Here is a 17785-nt window from a genome sequence, read left to right as displayed (position 1 = left end):
GCTAGGCGCCAGACGGCGCTATGTCTAGAATGAAGGCCTTGTATCCTACATCGACAGACTCGCCAAGACTATTAAAGGCTGTCCGGCTGTCACCTCCCGTCAGACACGAACTCAGTGAACCCCAATGGAAGACACCGACCTGCAAGCGCTGATGGCCAGACTCGAAAGACTGATTACCCGAGTCGAGCAACTAAAGAGTCAAAATACACTCTTACTTGCTCAGGAAAAGACCTGGCGCGAGGAACGCGCTCATCTCATTGAAAAAAACGAAATCGCCCGGCGTAAGGTCGAATCGATGATTTCGCGCCTCAAGGCCCTGGAGCAAGACTCATGAGTTCAAGCAATAGCGTTACCGTGCAGATCCTCGACAAAGAGTATTCGATCATCTGCCCGCAGGAAGAACGCAGCAATCTGGTCAGTGCCGCACGCTACCTGGACGGCAAAATGCGCGAGATCCGCAGCAGCGGCAAAGTCATCGGTGCCGACCGCATTGCCGTGATGGCTGCGCTGAACATCACGCACGATCTCTTGCACAAAGAAGAGCGCCCGGATATTCAGGCCAGCGGCTCGACCCGTGAACAGGTACGCGACTTGCTCGATCGTGTCGATCTGGTGCTGGCCGAAGATCCGGACGTCAGCAAAGGCTGATTCGCCAGGCCGCTTGAGGTATACTCGCCGCACTCCCTGGGGTGCTTGCCAGTTGACGATGTCCCTGAGCCGATTCGCACTACCCTGGAAGTTGCACGTTGGGCTGGTGTGCATGTCCGCCAGACGGAAAGCCTTAAAGTCTACTGCATCTTCCACCTTGAACTTTCGGGTTCAAGGGCTAAGTTGACAGCGGTTCATCCGGGGAGCCTGATTCGAATCCGATGTCGGTGAATGCCGACATCGGATTTTTTATGCGTACGTTTTCGTCCAACCTGCCGAAGCCGAACCATGACCGAACCCGCGCTACTGCCCCGCCCGCAACTCCGCCGCCTGCTGCGCAAGGCACGCCGTTCACTGACACCGGGCGAACAACGCCAGGCCGCCAAGGGGCTGTTCCGGCAACTGGCGCAAGACCCGCACTTTCGCCGGGCAAAACACATTTCCCTGTACCTGCCCACCGACGGTGAAATCGACCCACGCTTGCTGCTGCGTGAAGCGCAGCGCCGGGGCAAGGCTACCTACCTGCCGGTGCTCAGCGCCTGGCCACGCACCAAAATGGTTTTCCAACGCATCCGTCCCGGCGAAAAACTCAAACCCAATCGCTTCCGCATTCTCGAGCCGCGCGCCAATCTGGCTCGCCAGCGCAAGATCTGGACACTGGATCTGGTGTTATTGCCTCTGGTGGGGTTCGACGACGTCGGTGGTCGACTGGGGATGGGCGGCGGCTTCTATGATCGCAGCCTCGCGTATCTGGCACGGCGCCAGAACTGGCGCAAGCCGACGCTGCTGGGGCTGGCCCATGAATGTCAGAAAGTCGAACGATTGGCGCAGGCGAGCTGGGATGTACCGTTGCAAGGCACGGTCACCGATAAGGCGTGGTATTTCGCGCGATAGACGCCGCGCAGATCAGCGGCGTCGAAAAGACAGTTCAGCGTTTGAACGCGGTCGACTGTTGAACCTGTTGCGCGACTTCGATTGGTGCGTCGGTCTTGTTGGTCCACAGGCTCTGCGCGTAACCGGTGGTCACGACGCCCAAGCCAAACAAAATAACCAAAGTCCATAGCAAATCCGGTTTGCGTTTCATCGATTGCCCCCCTCAAGGCACCTCATCACGATGACAGCAGCGGTTTCCGTTCGTAGGCCGTGCAGCAGCGTCAAGCTTTAAAGGCCGGCATTTTGCGGCAACGTGAACCTGTGCGCAAACGCTGACGTCAACCGACCGTCGGTTTGTCATAAAATTGCCCGACAACTTGCCCACCCATTCCGCCAGGAGAAAAACACATGGCCTATTGGCTGATGAAATCCGAGCCCGACGAACTCTCAATCAAAGGCCTGGAGACACTCGGCAAAGCGCGCTGGGACGGTGTGCGCAACTATCAGGCGCGCAACTTCCTGCGGGCGATGGCAGTGGGCGATGAGTTCTTTTTCTACCATTCCAGTTGCCCTGAGCCGGGCATTGCCGGGATTGGCAAAATCATTCAAGCGGCCTACCCCGATCCGACGGCTCTGGAGCCGCAGAGTCATTACTTCGACGCGAAGGCCACACCAGAGAAAAACGCCTGGAGCGCGATTGATGTCGCCCATGTCGAAACATTTGCCCGGGTCTTGAAGCTGGACTACCTCAAGCAGCAGACCGCGCTGGCCGAAATGCCACTCGTGCAAAAAGGCAGTCGCCTTTCAGTCATGCCCGTCACAGCCCAGCAATGGGCAGCGGTACTCGGATTACGCTGATAACTCTTCGGTCACCGTTTTTTACCTGCAAAAAGGGCTAGGCTTGGCGCTCATTTGATTGACATCAAGCGACGCCGTCGCTTGAACCGTCAGACTGGACGCAATAGCCGCAGGATGCCCTCATGTCAACGCACAGCCGATCTTCACTCATATACGCCGGGGCTCTCCTGGTTCTGCTGGCGGGAGCGGGTGGCTTCGGTTACTGGCTTTCGGTGAGCAACCGCCTGCCCGAAGGCCTTTCGCTGGGCAATGGACGACTGGAAGCCACCGAGGTGCAGATCGCCAGCAAGACGCCCGGCCGCCTGGCCGAGGTGCTGGTCGATGAAGGCGACAAGGTCAGCAAAGGGCAATTGCTCGCCCGCATGGACACCCGCACCCTCGAGGCCGAGCGCAACCAGGCCGAAGCCGAAGTCTTGCGCGCCCGGGAAAACCTCAACGCCGCGCAGGCCAATGTGCAATTGCGCCAGAGTGAGTTGCTGCTGGCCCAGCAAGAGATTGGCCGATCCCAATCGCTGTTCAAGCACGGTTACGTCAGCGCCCAGGTCATCGATCAGTTGCAATCACGCATCGGCACCGGTAACGCCGCCGTCAACGCAGCCCGGGCCCAAGTGTCTGCGGTGGGGGCGGCGATCGGGGCGGCGCAGGCGCAAGTGGCGCAACTGACCAGTGAGATCGATGACAGCAGCTTGCGCGCACCCATCGACGGAGTGATCCAGTTGCGCATGGCCGAGCCCGGCGAGGTGCTGGGGGCTGGCGGTCGGGTGTTGTTGTTGATCGACCCTAACGACCAATACATGAATCTTTACCTGTCAGCCTCCGTGGCTGGGCGCCTGGCGGTGGGCGATGAAGCGCGAGTCCTGCTCGATGCCCTGCCAGACAAGCCGTTGCCCGCGACAATCAGCTTCGTTGCCGCCAAATCGCAGTTCACCCCAAAAGAGGTCGAGACCCGCGACGAGCGGCAAAAACTGGTGTTCCGCGTCAAGCTGCAACTGGTGCAACCCAGCGCCGTGCCGCAGGCCAAACCCGGCATGCCCGGTGCCGGCTATGTGCGCACCGCGCCGATTGCCTGGCCGGCCAATTTGCAATGAGCAACTGCGCGGTTCAGGCGACCGGTATCGTCCACCGCTACGGTAAACAGCAGGCGTTGAGCGACATTGCCTTCAGCCTGCCGGTCGGCACCCGTTGCGGGCTGATCGGCCCTGATGGCGCGGGCAAATCCAGTCTGCTGGGACTGATCGCCGGCGTGAAAGCCCTGCAACAAGGCCAACTGGACGTCCTGGGCGGCCCGATTCAGGATCGCCACCATCGCAACACGCTCTATGCCCGCATCGCCTTCATGCCTCAGGGGCTGGGCGGCAACTTGTATCCCGAACTGTCGATCACCGAGAACATTCAGTTCTTTGCCACACTCTTTGGCCTGTCGAATGCCGAAAGCGAGCAACGCATGCACAACCTGCTGCTCGCCACGGATCTGCTGAAGTTCGCCGATCGCCCGGCCGGCAAGTTGTCCGGCGGCATGAAGCAGAAGCTGGGGCTGTGCTGCGCGCTGATTCATGAACCGGATCTGCTGATCCTCGATGAGCCGACCACCGGCGTCGATCCACTCTCGCGCCGGCGCTTTTGGGAGCTGATCGACGATGTGCGACGCCAGCGCCCGCAATTGACCCTGCTGGTGGCCACGGCCTACATGGAAGAAGCCGAACAGTTCGAACAGTGCCTGATGCTCGATGGCGGCAAGTTGATCGCCACCGGGCTGAGCCATGAACTGGCAGCCGTGACCCCGAGTGGCAAACTCGATGACGCCTTTACGCATTTTCAGGGTGACAGCGATCACGATGCTCAGCCGCTGGTGATTGCGCCCCGCGCCGAGGGCAACACCGACATCGCCATCGAAGCCCATGACCTGACCCTGCGTTTCGGCGACTTCACGGCAGTGGATCACGTCAGCTTCGCCATCGGTCGCGGCGAGATTTTCGGCTTTCTCGGCTCCAACGGCTGCGGCAAGACCACCACCATGAAAGTCCTGACCGGGCTGATGCCGGCGAGCGAAGGCAGCGCGACGCTGCTGGGCAACCCGGTGAACGCCAAGGATCTGGGCACGCGCAAGCGGGTCGGGTTCATGTCCCAGAGCTTTTCGCTGTACGGCGAACTCAGTGTGCGGCAGAACCTCGACCTGCACGCCCGGTTGTTCGACTTGCCCAAAACCGAGAGTGCGCAGCGCATTGACGGGCTGATCCAGCGCTTCAATCTGCTCGACGTCGCTGACCAGCCGTCCGGCGCGTTGCCTCTGGGGCTGCGGCAACGCCTTTCGCTGGCGGTGGCGGTGTTGCATCACCCGGAAGTGCTGATCCTCGATGAGCCGACCTCAGGCGTCGACCCCGCAGCACGCGACGACTTCTGGCGTTTGCTGATCGAGTTGTCCCGCGATCAAGGCGTGACGATTTTCCTGTCGACCCACTTCATGAACGAAGCCCAGCGCTGCGACCGCATCTCACTGATGCACGCGGGCAAAGTATTGGCTTGCGACACGCCGGCCGCGCTGCAACGAAAGTTCGCCGGCGACACGCTGGAAGCGGCCTTCGTGACCTGCCTGGAACAGGCCCAGGGCAAGGCCGAATCGCACCCCGCTGCCGAACCGCCAATGGCGCCAGCGGCCGCGACTGAGCCGGTCAAGCAGCAAGGTTTGAGCCTCGGTCGCTTGTTGGCGGTGGCACGTCGCGAAGGCAAGGAATTGCTGCGCGACAAGGTACGCATGGTGTTTGCACTGGCGGGGGCGATTTTCATGATGGTGATTTTCGGCTACGGGATCTCCCTGGACGTCGAAAACCTCGCGTTCGCCGTTTATGACCAGGATCAAACGCCGCAGAGCCGGGCCTATCTGGAAGCCTTTCGCGGCTCGCGCTACTTCAAGGAACAGCCGGCCATTCAAGATGCTCAAGCGCTGCATCGACGATTGCAACGCTCGGAAATCAAACTGGCGCTGGAGATCCCGCCCGGCTTCGGCCGTGATCTCTACGCCGGACGCCAGCCCGAAGTGGCGGCGTGGCTGGATGGCGGCATGCCGTTTCGCGCCGAAACCAGCCGCAACTACGTCGAAGCCGTGCATCTGGCCAATCTTCAACAATTGGCCGAACAGAGCAGTCCGGCGTTGAGCCGCCCGCCGGCCGCCAGCCTGCAAACCCGCTTTCGCTACAACCAGGATGTGGTCAGCGTCAATGCCATCGGCCCCGGGGTCATGGCGCTGATCCTGGCGTTCATTCCGGCCATGCTGACCGCGCTGGGTATCGTGCGTGAGAAAGAGCTGGGGTCGATCACCAACTTCTACGCCACGCCCCTGACCCGTCTGGAATTTCTGTTGGGCAAACAGGCACCGTATCTGCTGATCAGTCTGGTCAACCTCGCCGTGCTGGTGGCGATGAACCGCTGGCTGTTCGGCGTGCCGTTCAAGGGCAGCCTGCTGACCCTGGCGTTCGGTGGTTTGCTGTACGTGTTGGCGACCACCAGCATGGGCCTGCTGATCTCGGCCTTCACTCGCACGCAAATCGCCGCGATCCTCGGCACCATGATCATCACCAGCCTGCCGACCATCCAGTTTTCCGGGCTGATCGTGCCGCGCTCTTCGCTCGAAGGGGCGGCGGCGGTCATGGGCATGCTGTTTCCGGCCGGCCATTTCCTCGACATCGCGGTGGGCACGTTTACCAAAGCGCTGAATCTGCGCCAGCTCTGGCCGCAATGCCTGGCCTTGTTCGGATTCTTTGTCGGGTTCACCGGGCTGAGCCTGGTCATGCTGAAGAAGCAGGAGGTTTGATGCACAAGTTTGCGCACATCCTGCGCCTGGGACTCAAAGAGCTGACCAGTCTGCGCCACGACAGCGTGTTGCTGCTGTTCCTGTTCTACGCCTTCACCGTGGCGATCTACATGCCCGCCGCCGGCTCGGTGATCGGCGTACACAACGCCAGCGTGGCCATCGTCGACGAAGACCACAGCGCCCTTTCGCGCCAACTGGCTCAGGCGTTGCAACCGCCGGAGTTCCAGACACCGGAGCTGCTGCCCTATGCGCAACTGGACCCGGTCATGGACAGCGGCCAGTACACGTTCGTCATCAACATCCCGGCGCGCTTTCAGACCGATCTGCTCGCCGGACGCCAACCGGCCATTCAAGTCAATGTCGACGCCACGGCCATGAGCCAGGCGTTCATGGGCGCCGGCTACATCAGCCGGATATTCCAGCGTGAACTGCAGGCCTATGGCGGGCAGAGCGAGGCCGCGGCCAAAGCCCCGGTGAAACTGGTCAGTCGCGCCCTGTTCAACACCAATCTTGAGGGTGGCTGGTTTCTGGCGGTGATCCAGATCGTCAACAACATCACCATTCTGGCCATCATCCTGACCGGCACGGCACTGCTGCGCGAACGCGAACACGGCACCCTCGACCACTTGCTGGTGCTGCCGCTGACGGCGATGGAAATCATGCTGGCGAAAATATGGAGCAACCTGCTGGTGGTGGTGCTGTGCACCTGGCTGTCGCTGGAGGTGGTCGTCAAAGGGGCACTGGGCGTGCCTTTGTCGGGCTCGATGAGCCTGTTTTTGCTGGTGACTGCGGTTTATCTGTTTGCCAGTACCGCGCTGGGCATCTTCCTGGCAACGCTGGCGCGCTCGACGCCACAGTTCGGCCTGTTGGCCATTCCGGTGATTATCCCGATGTTACTGCTGTCGGGCGGCAGCACGCCGCTGGACAGCATGCCGCAGTGGTTGCAGTGGGTCATGCAGGGTTCGCCCTCCACGCATTTTGTCAGCCTCAGCGCCGCGATACTGTTTCGCGACGCCGGGCTGAGCGTGGTCTGGCCGGACTTGCTGGCGCTGACGGCCATCGGCCTGCTGTTCTTCGTCATTGCCCTGCTGCGATTCCGCAAGAGCCTGGCGTCTTGAACAGCGGCGAGGCGATGGTTTACTGAATGATCAGGTTGTTGAACAACAGATCCTCAACCACCGGTTTACCGGTCTCGTCATTCATCACTTGCTGAGTCTGCTTCAGCGCTTCCTGACGCAGTTTTTCCTTGCCATCGATGCTGCCCATCGCCTCGGTGGTTTGCTGGGCGAACAGTGCCACCAGTTGATTGCGGATCAGCGGCTCGTTGGCCTTGACCAGCTTGGTCGCCTCTTCGCCCGTTACGCGCAGCGCCACATCGGCCTTGTAGACCTTCAGTTTCGGCGTGCCGTCCAACCCGTAGTTGCCCACGAACGGCGGGCTCAGGGTGATGTAGTTGACCTTCGGCGCCTCACCTTCTTTGGCTTCTTCGGCCAGCGCTGCCACAGGCAGAGACAGGGCCAGCAACAACATGATCCACGCTTTCACATTTCGCTCCTTATCCGGTTTGCGGCCTAGCATAACGACCCGCCGCGCAAGCACAAGCTTATGGCTGACTATCAGGGCCGGGTATGCTCGTTGACCCGTTGACTGACACACCTACACTTATCGGCCATCACTCCCAAAGGAATAGCCCTGATGAAAGCCGTGCTGTGCAAAGCCTTCGGCCCTGCCGAGTCGCTGGTGCTGGAAGACGTCGCCAGTCCTGTCGCCAAGAAGAACGAAATCCTGCTGGACGTGCACGCCGCCGGGGTCAACTTCCCGGACACGCTGATCATTGAGGGCAAATATCAATTCAAGCCGCCCTTCCCGTTCTCCCCGGGCGGTGAAGCGGCCGGCGTGGTCAGCGCCGTCGGTGAAAAGGTCAGCCATCTGAAGGTGGGCGACCGGGTCATGGCCCTGACCGGCTGGGGCAGTTTCGCCGAGCAAGTGGCGGTGCCGGGCTACAACGTGCTGCCGATTCCGCCGTCGATGGACTTCAACACTGCCGCCGCGTTCAGCATGACCTACGGCACCTCGATGCATGCGCTCAAGCAACGCGCCAACCTGCAACCGGGCGAAACCCTGCTAGTGCTCGGTGCCTCCGGCGGTGTCGGTCTGGCTGCTGTCGAGATCGGCAAAGCCATGGGCGCCCGGGTCATCGCCGCCGCCAGCAGCGCGGAAAAACTCGCGGTGGCCAAGGCAGCCGGCGCCGATGAACTGATCAACTACAGCGAAACCAGCCTCAAGGACGAAATCAAACGCCTCACCGACGGCCAAGGCGCTGACGTGATCTATGACCCGGTCGGCGGCGATCTCTTTGATCAAGCCGTGCGCGCCATCGCCTGGAACGGCCGCCTCTTGGTCGTCGGCTTCGCCAGCGGCCGCATTCCCGAGCTGCCGGTCAACCTCGCCCTGCTCAAGGGCGCAGCGGTGGTCGGCGTGTTCTGGGGCGCCTTCGCCCAGCGCCAGCCGCAAGACAACGCGGCGAATTTCCAGCAATTGTTCGGCTGGTTCGCCGACGGCAAGCTGAAACCGCTGGTGTCGCAGGTGTATCCGCTGAGCCATGCGGCGCAGGCAATCAATGATCTTGGCCAGCGAAAAGCGGTGGGCAAGGTGGTGGTGCAGGTGCGCTAAACGCTGTTGCGCCGACGTCAGTCGCCGGTCGAGCCTTGAAGGTCGCCCGGCAGCAGGTGCTCCTGAATTTTCTGACTTTGCGACTGGATCAATCGGCCCTTGTCATCGAAGCGCAGGACGATGAGCCAGTCGTAGACGTTATCCGGCCACTTTGCCTGGCCAGTGAGCGCCGGCCCATCGCCACCGAACTCTTTGATCAACTTGTTGATATGCCCGTGGTGCCAGGCGATCAGCACCGTATGTGCCTGATTGTTCTTGCGCAGCGTTTTGACCAGTTGCTCGAAGTCGCCATTGTCGTAGGGCTGCTCGATGGGTAACTTCAGGCGCTCGGCCAGCGGGGTCAGGGTCAAGCGCGAGCGGGCACTCTCAGCGGTATCGCCGGCGGCGATCAGGCGCTGGGGCGTGAGTGTTTCGCCCGCCAGTTTCAGCGGGGTGAAATAGTCGGCATAGGCAACCGCGCGTTGCTCGCCTCGAGCATTGAGTTGTCTGCCCACATCAGGCTTTTCGGCGTGGCGAACGATCAGCACGGTGACGTTGCGCAATCCCGGCGCAACCGGGTACTGCGCGAAACTCAGCGCCAGCACCGAAACGGTGAGGGCGACCGCGACCAACAATCTGGGCATCAACCTGCGAATTTTCAGGGCCATCATTCAACTCTGCTGAAGCAGTGGGGGTTACTGACGGCGAGTCTAAGACACAACGTATTGGACGCGACAAAAACGCCCTGTTTTTACAGCAGAGCGACAGGTTCGTAAAAGAACATGCGACTTCCAACATTTTCCGCTGTTTTGCCAATGCGAACCGGTGCTATTTTCGGTAACGAAACTGTAACATTCGCATCCGCAGTCAAAACAAGAAATCTGGAGCTCTTGAATGTTTGCTTTCTTTCGTCCTGCCGCACATCAGGCTCCATTGCCTGAAGAAAAAATAGACAGTACCTACCGACGCCTGCGCTGGCAGATCTTTGCCGGTATTTTCATCGGCTACGCGGGTTATTACCTGCTGCGCAAAAACTTCTCCCTGGCCATGCCGTACCTGATCGACGAAGGCTACAGCCGTGGCGATCTGGGTCTGGCGATGTCGGCGATTGCCATTGCGTATGGCTTGTCGAAGTTCCTCATGGGCCTGGTGTCCGACCGCTCCAACCCGCGCTTCTTCCTGCCGTTCGGCCTGCTGGTGTCGGCGGGGGTGATGTTCGTTTTCGGTTTCGCGCCTTGGGCGACGTCCAGCGTGACCATGATGTTCATTCTTCTGTTCATCAACGGCTGGGCCCAGGGCATGGGGTGGCCGCCGAGCGGACGCACCATGGTGCACTGGTGGTCGCAGAAGGAACGCGGCGGCGTGGTCTCGGTGTGGAACGTGGCACACAACGTCGGCGGTGGCCTGATCGGCCCGCTGTTCCTGATCGGCATGGGCCTGTTCAACGACTGGCACGCTGCGTTCTATGTACCGGCAGCGGTAGCGCTGGGCGTGGCGGTGTTTGCCTTCATTACCATGCGCGACACCCCGCAATCGGTCGGCCTGCCGCCGATCGAGAAGTACAAGAACGATTACCCGGAAGGCTACGATTCCAGCCACGAAGACGAATTCAGCGCCAAGGAAATTTTCGTCAAATACGTGCTGCGCAACAAAATGCTCTGGTACATCGCCATGGCCAACGTCTTCGTCTACCTGCTGCGCTACGGCGTACTCGACTGGGCACCGACCTACCTCAAGGAAGCCAAGGGTTTCACCGTGGATAAAACCTCGTGGGCCTATTTTTTCTACGAGTGGGCCGGTATTCCGGGCACGCTGCTGTGCGGCTGGATGTCGGACAAGATCTTCCGTGGCAACCGCGGCCTGACCGGCATGGTGTTCATGGCGATGGTGACCGTCGCGACACTGGTTTACTGGCTCAACCCGGCCGGCAACCCGACCGTCGACATGATTGCCCTGTTCTCGATCGGCTTCCTGATCTACGGCCCGGTGATGCTGATCGGCTTACAGGCGCTGGAACTGGCGCCGAAGAAAGCTGCCGGTACCGCTGCGGGCTTCACCGGTCTGTTCGGTTATCTGGGGGGGTCGGTCGCGGCCAGTGCCGCGATGGGCTACACCGTGGACCACTTCGGCTGGGACGGCGGCTTCGTCCTGCTGGTCGGCGCTTGCCTGTTGGCGATGGCCTTCCTGGCCCCAACGCTCTGGCACAAGCAAGTCGCCAGTCAGAGCCGCGAAGCCATCGCCTGATCGGCTTTTAATCGACAGCGCTTGAGCCGCGCCTCCAGATTCCGGTCTGGCATGGCGTGGCTGCGCAGAGCGTGGGCGGTCTGCTCGACATAATCACGAGTCGTGCCGTAACGTCCGCAAGCGCTTTCAAACACCTGGCTCAGCACATGATCCGGCAAGTTGCCGGCATAGCTGGGCAGGTGTCGCTCCAGAACAAATCCCAGCGCCTGAACCTGGCTGCCATCTTCGAGCCGGCAGTTGAGCCAGTGTGGCCGATAAGACGGGAACGGCATCTCGCGTTTCCACAGCGCATACAGCGCCGCGTCGAGATTGTCTTCCGGCAGCCGATAGGCGAAGCCGCTGCACGAGCCGCCACGATCCAGACCAAAGACCAATCCGGGCATTTCCGGCGTACCCCGGTGTTCGTGCGACCACAGGTACAAGCCACGATGGTAGCCATGCACACGCCCGCGCACGCGCTCCACCGCTGTGCATTCCGGCCGCCAGATCAACGATCCGTAGGCGAACAGCCACACCGGCCCACCCTTGTGGCGCGCCATGGTCGATTGCATGGAGGCGAGAAGTTGTTCGTGCGTCAGCGGCGGCCCAAGATCGAGCCGCGGAGGGTAAGCCAGGTTCAGAAAAGCGTTTTCAATGGCGCTCATGGCGAATAGCGTTCAGCTCCCCGCGGGTGATGAATTACTTAATAGAACGCACCGCTGAAACAATAAGGCACATATGTTTAAAGGCAATTTAAGTGCCATGGCACGGTTCTTAATTAATTGCCTGGTGGATATATAACCTACCGGTATTTATGCAATTGCATAAATACCGATCAGCTATATAGCGAGTTATAACGACTCAGGAACGTGGGGCGTAGGCAAACACATCAGCGCGCATCTGATGGGCATCCATCCCCGCCTCGACCAAAGCGTCGAGCGTGCCGTAGACCATGGCAGGTGAGCCGCTGGCGTAGACGTGCAGAGGCTTGAGATCCGGAAAGTCTTCACAGACCGCCTCGTGCAGCATCCCGCAGCGCCCTTCCCAGCCGCATTGGTCGCTGACGACTTTGTGCAGAAACAGATTGGGCAGCTTCAGCCATTCGTCCCAATGTTCGATGTCATAAAAATCTTCCGGACGGCGCACGCCCCAGTACAGATGCACGGGATGCTTGAAGCCATTGGCGCGGCAATGTTCGATCAAGCTGTGAATCTGGCCCATGCCGGTACCGGCGGCGATCAACACCAGCGGCCCGTCGGGCAGTTCGGCGAGGTGGGTGTCGCCCATTGGCAGCTCGACGCGCACCATCGCGTTGCGTTGCAGTTGCTCGATCAGGCTCAACGCACTGGCTTCGCGCGCCAGTACGTGGATTTCCAGATCACGTCCGCCGTGCGGTGCCGAGGCCATGGAGAACGCCGATTTTTCGCCGTTCTCGCGCTCGATCATCAAATATTGTCCGGCGTGATAGCGCGGCGGTTTACCGGCCGGCGCGCGCAGGCGCACACGCCAGGTGTCGCCACCGACGTCCCGGCATTCGATGACCTGACACGACAGGCTGCGCACCGGCAACTCTCCCAGCGCGAGCACGCCATCCCACAACAGGACGCAGTCTTCCAGCGGCTCGGCTATGCAAGTGTAGAACTCGCCATGATCGTGCACCTTGCCGGCCTGTTCGACACGGCCTTCCACCAGCAGCGCCGCACACACGTGGCAATTACCATTGCGGCAGCTTTGCGGGCAGTCGTAGCCCAGGCGCCGCGCTCCATCGAGAATCCGCTCACCGGGCTGTATCTCAAGCACCGCTCCGGAGGGCTGCAGGGTTACACGCATCAATCTATTCCTAACTGATTCCAGATGGCATCGATCCGCTGAGTGACGGCGTCGTCCTTGACGATCACGCGGCCCCACTCACGAGTGGTTTCGCCCGGCCACTTGTGGGTGGCATCCAGGCCCATTTTTGAACCCAGGCCGGAGACCGGCGAGGCGAAGTCCAGGTAGTCGATCGGCGTGTTATCGATCATCACCGTGTCGCGCTTGGGGTCCATGCGCGTGGTGATGGCCCAGATCACGTCGTTCCAGTCCCGGGCGTTGATATCGTCGTCGGTGACGATAACGAACTTGGTGTACATGAACTGTCGCAAAAACGACCAGACACCGAGCATCACGCGCTTGGCATGCCCCGGATACGACTTCTTCATCGTCACCACGGCCATGCGGTACGAGCAGCCTTCGGGCGGCAAGTAGAAGTCGGTGATCTCCGGGAACTGCTTCTGCAGGATCGGCACGAACACTTCGTTCAGCGCCACGCCGAGAATGGCCGGTTCATCCGGCGGACGGCCGGTGTAGGTGCTGTGGTAGATCGGCTTGACCCGGTGGGTGATGCGCTCGACGGTGAACACCGGGAAGCTGTCGACTTCGTTGTAGTAGCCGGTATGGTCGCCATACGGACCTTCGTCGGCCATCTCGCCGGGATGGATCACGCCTTCAAGGATGATCTCGGCACTGGCCGGCACTTGCAGGTCGTTGCCGCGGCACTTCACCAACTCAGTGCGGTTGCCACGCAGCAGACCGGCGAAAGCGTATTCGGAGAGGCTGTCCGGCACGGGGGTCACGGCGCCGAGAATGGTCGCCGGATCAGCGCCAAGGGCCACGGACACCGGGAACGGCTGGCCCGGGTGTTTCTCGCACCATTCGCGGTAATCCAGCGCGCCGCCACGGTGGCTGAGCCAACGCATGATGACCTTGTTGCGGCCGATCACTTGTTGGCGGTAGATGCCGAGGTTCTGGCGGTCCTTGTTCGGGCCTTTGGTGACGGTCAGGCCCCAGGTGATCAGCGGGCCGACATCGCCGGGCCAGCAGGTTTGCACGGGCAGCATGGCCAGGTCGACGTCGTCGCCTTCGATGACCACTTCCTGGCACACCGCGTCTTTGACGACTTTCGGCGCCATCGAGATGATCTTGCGGAAGATCGGCAGTTTCGACCATGCGTCTTTCAAGCCCTTCGGTGGCTCCGGCTCCTTGAGGAACGCCAGCAGCTTGCCGATTTCGCGCAGCTCGCTGACCGACTCGGCGCCCATGCCCATCGCCACCCGCTCAGGGGTGCCGAACAGGTTGCCGAGCACCGGGATATCGTAGCCGGTGGGTTTCTCGAACAGCAGCGCCGGGCCCTTGGCCCGTAGCGTACGGTCGCACACCTCGGTCATTTCCAGCACCGGCGAGACGGGAATCTGGATGCGTTTCAACTCTCCGCGCTGCTCAAGCTGCTGCACGAAATCCCGAAGATCCTTGAATTTCATTGACGATGGCACCCTCAAAATAGGCGTACATCCTACCTGCTCTGACGGGCAAACAGCAGCCCGTCAGCGTCTGGCATCGCTCAATTGTGGCTCGTACCCAGCAGCAATGGCGCAAACAGGGGACTCAGTCTGGCGCTGCCCACATCAGACAGGTGATCCTCATCCTTGTACTGGGAGTGGCCGTTGACCTCAATGCTGCAGATGCCGCTTGCGCACATCAGCGGCGTTGGATCGATCACATGCACCCCTGGGTCGGCGGCACTCATGGCGTTGAACAAGGCACCGATGAAATGCTGGCGCGCCAGATGCTCCTCCAGCGGACGACCAAGCCCCTCGGTCGAACGCCCAATCCGCGCCAGGCTGGTCAGTCGATTGATGCTGCCTTTGCGCTGCAGCGGCACTTCCTTGAACAACCAGACTTGCGCCCCCGCCTCTCGCAGCGCAGCCACGCGCGCCTTCAGCGCAGCGGCCATGCGTTGCTCGGCCTGGGCAGTATCGTCGTGTGAATTGAGCAGCACCTTCTTGTCACCGTCTTCGCGGCCGTACACATAAAGGCTCCAGTTGGAAGCCAGTACCACATCCTTGATGCCAAGGCTGCGCACCCGCTCCATGGTCTGTTCGTTGAAATCCTTGCAGCGCTGACGCGGGTCATCACTGAGAATCGGCGGACAGGCGCTCATGCTGTACAGCCATACCGGACGCCCCTCGCGACGGGCATTGCTCTCGATGGCCGGCAGCAAGGCGGCGGCATGGCTGTCACCCCAGAACAACTGAGTGGCCGGGACATTCGCCTTGCCACCCACCAGGCAGGCCTTGTCCAGCGACTTGTCCTGGGTGACCAACATGCATTTCATCTGCCCTGCATGCCACTCACGGGACTGCGCGTACTCCAGCGCCTTACCGGTCAGGCGCTGAGGAACACCATCGGCCGAACGGATCGCCGATCCCGTTGCCACGAGCACAACGATGGCCGCAAAACCTCCCGCCAGCACCGCATTGCGAGAGACAAGCAGGCGTTTTTCCCGCAAAGGCAACTCGACATAGCGCAAACTCAGCCACGCAAGGCCCAGCGCCAAGGCTATCCAGGCAATCGCCTCCAATGGCTGAATGCCGTCGATCGAAATAGCGTTGGCGTAGACATACACCGGCCAGTGCCACAGATACAGGGAATAAGAGAGCAACCCGACCCAAACCAATGCTGGCAGGCTCAACAACCGTGCGGTCCAACTAGCCCCTTGCGCGCCCGACCAGATCAACGCCGTTGTGCCCAGCACCGGCAACAACGCCGCCCAGCCCGGGAAAACCGTGGCCTTGTCAAAGGTGAACACCGCGCCCAAAACCGCTGCCAGACCGGCGAGACCCACTGTCTGATACAGCCAGGGACGCACAGCATGTTTGGGCGCTGGCATCACCGCGAGCATCGCGCCGCACAACAACTCCCAAGCGCGAGTCGGCAGTGAGAAGAACGCGAAGTCCGGCTTTTGTTCGATGTAGGTGATGTTCAAGCCAAACGACACCAACAGCACCGCGAACAACATCCAGCGCCAATGCCGGACATAGCGGATCAGCACGGCCATCAGCAGTGGAAAGAAGATGTAGTACTGCTCTTCCACCGCCAGCGACCAGGTATGCAGCAGCGGTTTGAGATCAGAGGCGGGCTGGAAGTAGCCGTCCTCACGCATGAACAGAATGTTGGAGATGAACAGAGACTGATAGCGCACCGTTCGGCCCAGCTCGGAGAAGTCCTTGGCCGTCAGCAGCAACCAGCCCAGCGCCAGCGTCACCAGCATGACCACGGTCAGGGCAGGAATGATGCGGCGGGCACGGCGCGCCCAGAAATCGATGAAGCTGAAGCGCTGAGCGCTGATTTCGCGGAACAGGATAGTCGTGATCAGGAAGCCGGAAATGACGAAAAAGACGTCAACCCCGACAAAGCCGCCACTGAATGTATTGAATCCGAAATGAAACAGTACGACGGGAATAACCGCCAGAGCCCGTAATCCGTCGATATCACGGCGATTGCCAAACGTATGCATGAAAGCCCTTTCTTTGTTTTGGATACAAACCCAGAAAGGGAGACCGTTATCAGCCGCGTAAAATTCAATCCCGTACACCGATAATCCAGCGCAAAAAAAAACGCCCCCTTCCGGGAGCGCTCTTTTTAAACAGCTTCGTCTTACTTGCGCTTCATCGACAAGAAGAACTCGTCGTTGGTCTTGGTCGTTTTCAGCTTGTCGATCAGGAACTCGATGGCAGCCACTTCGTCCATCGGGTGCAGCAGTTTGCGCAGGATCCACATACGCTGCAGTTCGTCGTCGGCGGTCAGCAACTCTTCGCGGCGGGTGCCGGAGCGGTTGATGTTGATCGCAGGGAACACGCGCTTTTCCGCAATCTTGCGATCCAGCGGCAGTTCCATGTTGCCGGTACCTTTGAACTCTTCGTAGATCACTTCGTCCATCTTCGAACCGGTTTCAACCAGTGCGGTGGCGATAATGGTCAGCGAGCCGCCTTCTTCGATGTTGCGCGCAGCACCGAAGAAACGCTTCGGTTTCTCCAGGGCGTGGGCGTCAACACCACCGGTCAGCACCTTGCCGGAGCTCGGGATCACGGTGTTGTAGGCGCGGGCCAGACGGGTGATGGAGTCGAGCAGGATCACCACGTCTTTCTTGTGCTCGACCAGGCGCTTGGCCTTCTCGATCACCATTTCGGCCACCTGGACGTGACGGGTCGGCGGCTCGTCGAAGGTCGAGGCAACCACTTCGCCGCGCACGGTGCGCTGCATTTCGGTCACTTCTTCCGGACGTTCGTCGATCAGCAATACGATCAGGTGAACTTCAGGGTTGTTACGGGCGATGTTCGCTGCGATGTTTTGCAGCATGATCGTCTTGCCGGCTTTCGGCGGTGCCACGATCAGACCACGCTGGCCTTTGCCGATCGGCGCGCACAGGTCGATCACACGACCGGTCAGGTCTTCGGTGGAACCGTTACCGGCTTCCATCTTCATGCGCACGGTCGGGAACAGCGGGGTCAGGTTCTCGAAGAGAATCTTGTTTTTCGCGTTCTCTGGACGATCGAAGTTGATCGTGTCGACCTTGAGCAGAGCGAAATACCGCTCGCCTTCTTTCGGAGGGCGGATCTTGCCAACGATGGTGTCACCGGTGCGCAAGTTGAAGCGGCGGATCTGGCTCGGCGAGACGTAAATATCGTCTGGGCCGGCGAGATAGGAGGCGTCAGCGGAGCGCAGGAAGCCGAAGCCGTCCTGGAGAATCTCCAGCACGCCATCACCGGAGATTTCCTCGCCGCTTTTCGCGTGCTTTTTGAGCAGGGAGAAAATCACGTCCTGCTTGCGCGAACGGGCCAAATTTTCTATGCCCATCTGTTCGGCCAATTGGAGCAGTTGGGGATATAATATATGGAGGTGCGGACG

General features: G+C 60.5%; 17 protein-coding genes and 1 other RNA gene. 10 read left to right on the top strand and 8 right to left on the bottom strand.

Translation table 11 applies throughout. The features are described from left to right. The first annotated feature begins 124 nt into the window (after positions 1 to 124). From ACIOWA_RS17060 to ACIOWA_RS17045, 4 genes are all read left to right on the top strand, one after another. The gene (locus ACIOWA_RS17060) at positions 125 to 334 is read left to right on the top strand and encodes a TIGR02449 family protein (protein ID WP_221730788.1); all 210 of its coding nucleotides are present in this window, start codon (positions 125 to 127) and stop codon (positions 332 to 334) included. Then, positions 331 to 648: a cell division protein ZapA gene (locus ACIOWA_RS17055; RefSeq protein ID WP_339430435.1), complete on the top strand. Its 318-nt coding sequence runs from the start codon at positions 331 to 333 to the stop codon at positions 646 to 648. Before ACIOWA_RS17060 ends, ACIOWA_RS17055 begins: the two co-directional genes overlap by 4 nt. A 30-nt stretch (positions 649 to 678) precedes the next feature. After that, a non-coding RNA gene (gene ssrS / locus ACIOWA_RS17050) (6S RNA) lies at positions 679 to 857 on the top strand. 79 nt (positions 858 to 936) lie between these two features. Next, positions 937 to 1542: a 5-formyltetrahydrofolate cyclo-ligase gene (locus tag ACIOWA_RS17045; RefSeq protein WP_401160870.1), complete on the top strand. Its 606-nt coding sequence runs from the start codon at positions 937 to 939 to the stop codon at positions 1540 to 1542. Positions 1543 to 1576: 34 nt separating this feature from the next. Here the strand turns inward: ACIOWA_RS17045 and ACIOWA_RS17040 are convergent, their stop codons facing one another. Further along, a complete protein-coding gene (locus tag ACIOWA_RS17040; protein WP_339430437.1) occupies positions 1577 to 1732 on the bottom strand; it encodes a hypothetical protein in 156 nt (51 codons plus the stop codon). 197 nt (positions 1733 to 1929) lie between these two features. Between ACIOWA_RS17040 and ACIOWA_RS17035 the strand changes: the two genes are divergently transcribed. The 4 genes from ACIOWA_RS17035 to ACIOWA_RS17020 all read left to right on the top strand — a co-directional run bounded on the left by ACIOWA_RS17035 (position 1930) and on the right by ACIOWA_RS17020 (position 7305). Continuing rightward, positions 1930 to 2379, top strand: coding sequence for an EVE domain-containing protein (locus ACIOWA_RS17035; protein ID WP_339430438.1), 450 nt, complete (start codon positions 1930 to 1932; stop codon positions 2377 to 2379). Positions 2380 to 2501: 122 nt separating this feature from the next. Beyond that, on the top strand, positions 2502 to 3467 hold the full coding sequence (locus tag ACIOWA_RS17030; RefSeq protein WP_339430439.1) for an efflux RND transporter periplasmic adaptor subunit: 966 nt from the start codon (positions 2502 to 2504) through the stop codon (positions 3465 to 3467). Then, the gene (gene rbbA / locus ACIOWA_RS17025) at positions 3464 to 6187 is read left to right on the top strand and encodes a ribosome-associated ATPase/putative transporter RbbA (RefSeq protein ID WP_401160867.1); all 2724 of its coding nucleotides are present in this window, start codon (positions 3464 to 3466) and stop codon (positions 6185 to 6187) included. Before ACIOWA_RS17030 ends, rbbA begins: the two co-directional genes overlap by 4 nt. Next, on the top strand, positions 6187 to 7305 hold the full coding sequence (locus ACIOWA_RS17020; protein WP_339430441.1) for an ABC transporter permease: 1119 nt from the start codon (positions 6187 to 6189) through the stop codon (positions 7303 to 7305). Before rbbA ends, ACIOWA_RS17020 begins: the two co-directional genes overlap by 1 nt. 19 nt (positions 7306 to 7324) lie before the next feature. Here the strand turns inward: ACIOWA_RS17020 and ACIOWA_RS17015 are convergent, their stop codons facing one another. Next, positions 7325 to 7732, bottom strand: coding sequence for a flagellar basal body-associated protein FliL (locus ACIOWA_RS17015; RefSeq protein WP_221730796.1), 408 nt, complete (start codon positions 7730 to 7732; stop codon positions 7325 to 7327). A gap of 150 nt (positions 7733 to 7882) precedes the next feature. Here ACIOWA_RS17015 and ACIOWA_RS17010 point away from each other — a divergent pair, with 150 nt between their 5' ends. Next, a complete protein-coding gene (locus ACIOWA_RS17010; protein ID WP_401160865.1) occupies positions 7883 to 8860 on the top strand; it encodes an NADPH:quinone oxidoreductase family protein in 978 nt (325 codons plus the stop codon). A gap of 17 nt (positions 8861 to 8877) precedes the next feature. On the opposite strand, the gene ACIOWA_RS17005 is transcribed toward ACIOWA_RS17010, so the two are convergent. Next, on the bottom strand, positions 8878 to 9507 hold the full coding sequence (locus tag ACIOWA_RS17005; RefSeq protein WP_401160895.1) for a flagellar basal body-associated protein FliL: 630 nt from the start codon (positions 9505 to 9507) through the stop codon (positions 8878 to 8880). Between the two features lie 226 nt (positions 9508 to 9733). On the opposite strand from ACIOWA_RS17005, the gene glpT reads away from it, so the two are divergent. Further along, positions 9734 to 11083, top strand: coding sequence for a glycerol-3-phosphate transporter (glpT, locus tag ACIOWA_RS17000; protein WP_339430442.1), 1350 nt, complete (start codon positions 9734 to 9736; stop codon positions 11081 to 11083). On the opposite strand, the gene ACIOWA_RS16995 is transcribed toward glpT, so the two are convergent. The 5 genes from ACIOWA_RS16995 to rho form a co-directional block, all read right to left on the bottom strand. Beyond that, positions 11059 to 11727: a gamma-glutamylcyclotransferase gene (locus tag ACIOWA_RS16995; RefSeq protein ID WP_339430443.1), complete on the bottom strand. Its 669-nt coding sequence runs from the start codon at positions 11725 to 11727 to the stop codon at positions 11059 to 11061. The genes glpT and ACIOWA_RS16995 overlap by 25 nt on opposite strands. A 196-nt stretch (positions 11728 to 11923) precedes the next feature. Next, positions 11924 to 12892, bottom strand: coding sequence for a CDP-6-deoxy-delta-3,4-glucoseen reductase (locus ACIOWA_RS16990; protein WP_401160862.1), 969 nt, complete (start codon positions 12890 to 12892; stop codon positions 11924 to 11926). Further along, positions 12892 to 14358 (bottom strand): 4-hydroxy-3-polyprenylbenzoate decarboxylase, encoded by a 1467-nt coding sequence (ubiD, locus tag ACIOWA_RS16985; protein ID WP_401160860.1) that lies wholly within the window; start codon positions 14356 to 14358, stop codon positions 12892 to 12894. The genes ACIOWA_RS16990 and ubiD overlap by 1 nt, the downstream gene beginning before the upstream one ends. An 80-nt stretch (positions 14359 to 14438) precedes the next feature. Beyond that, positions 14439 to 16394, bottom strand: coding sequence for an acyltransferase family protein (locus ACIOWA_RS16980; RefSeq protein ID WP_401160858.1), 1956 nt, complete (start codon positions 16392 to 16394; stop codon positions 14439 to 14441). Positions 16395 to 16534: 140 nt separating this feature from the next. Then, entirely contained in the window at positions 16535 to 17734 is a 1200-nt protein-coding gene (rho, locus tag ACIOWA_RS16975; RefSeq protein ID WP_401160856.1) for a transcription termination factor Rho, read from the bottom strand. Positions 17735 to 17785: the final 51 nt, after the last annotated feature.

It is taken from the genome of Pseudomonas sp. NPDC087614, from assembly GCF_044743485.1.
Lineage (GTDB): Bacteria > Pseudomonadota > Gammaproteobacteria > Pseudomonadales > Pseudomonadaceae > Aquipseudomonas > Aquipseudomonas baetica_A.
This window is presented reverse-complemented; position numbering and strand designations above follow the sequence as displayed.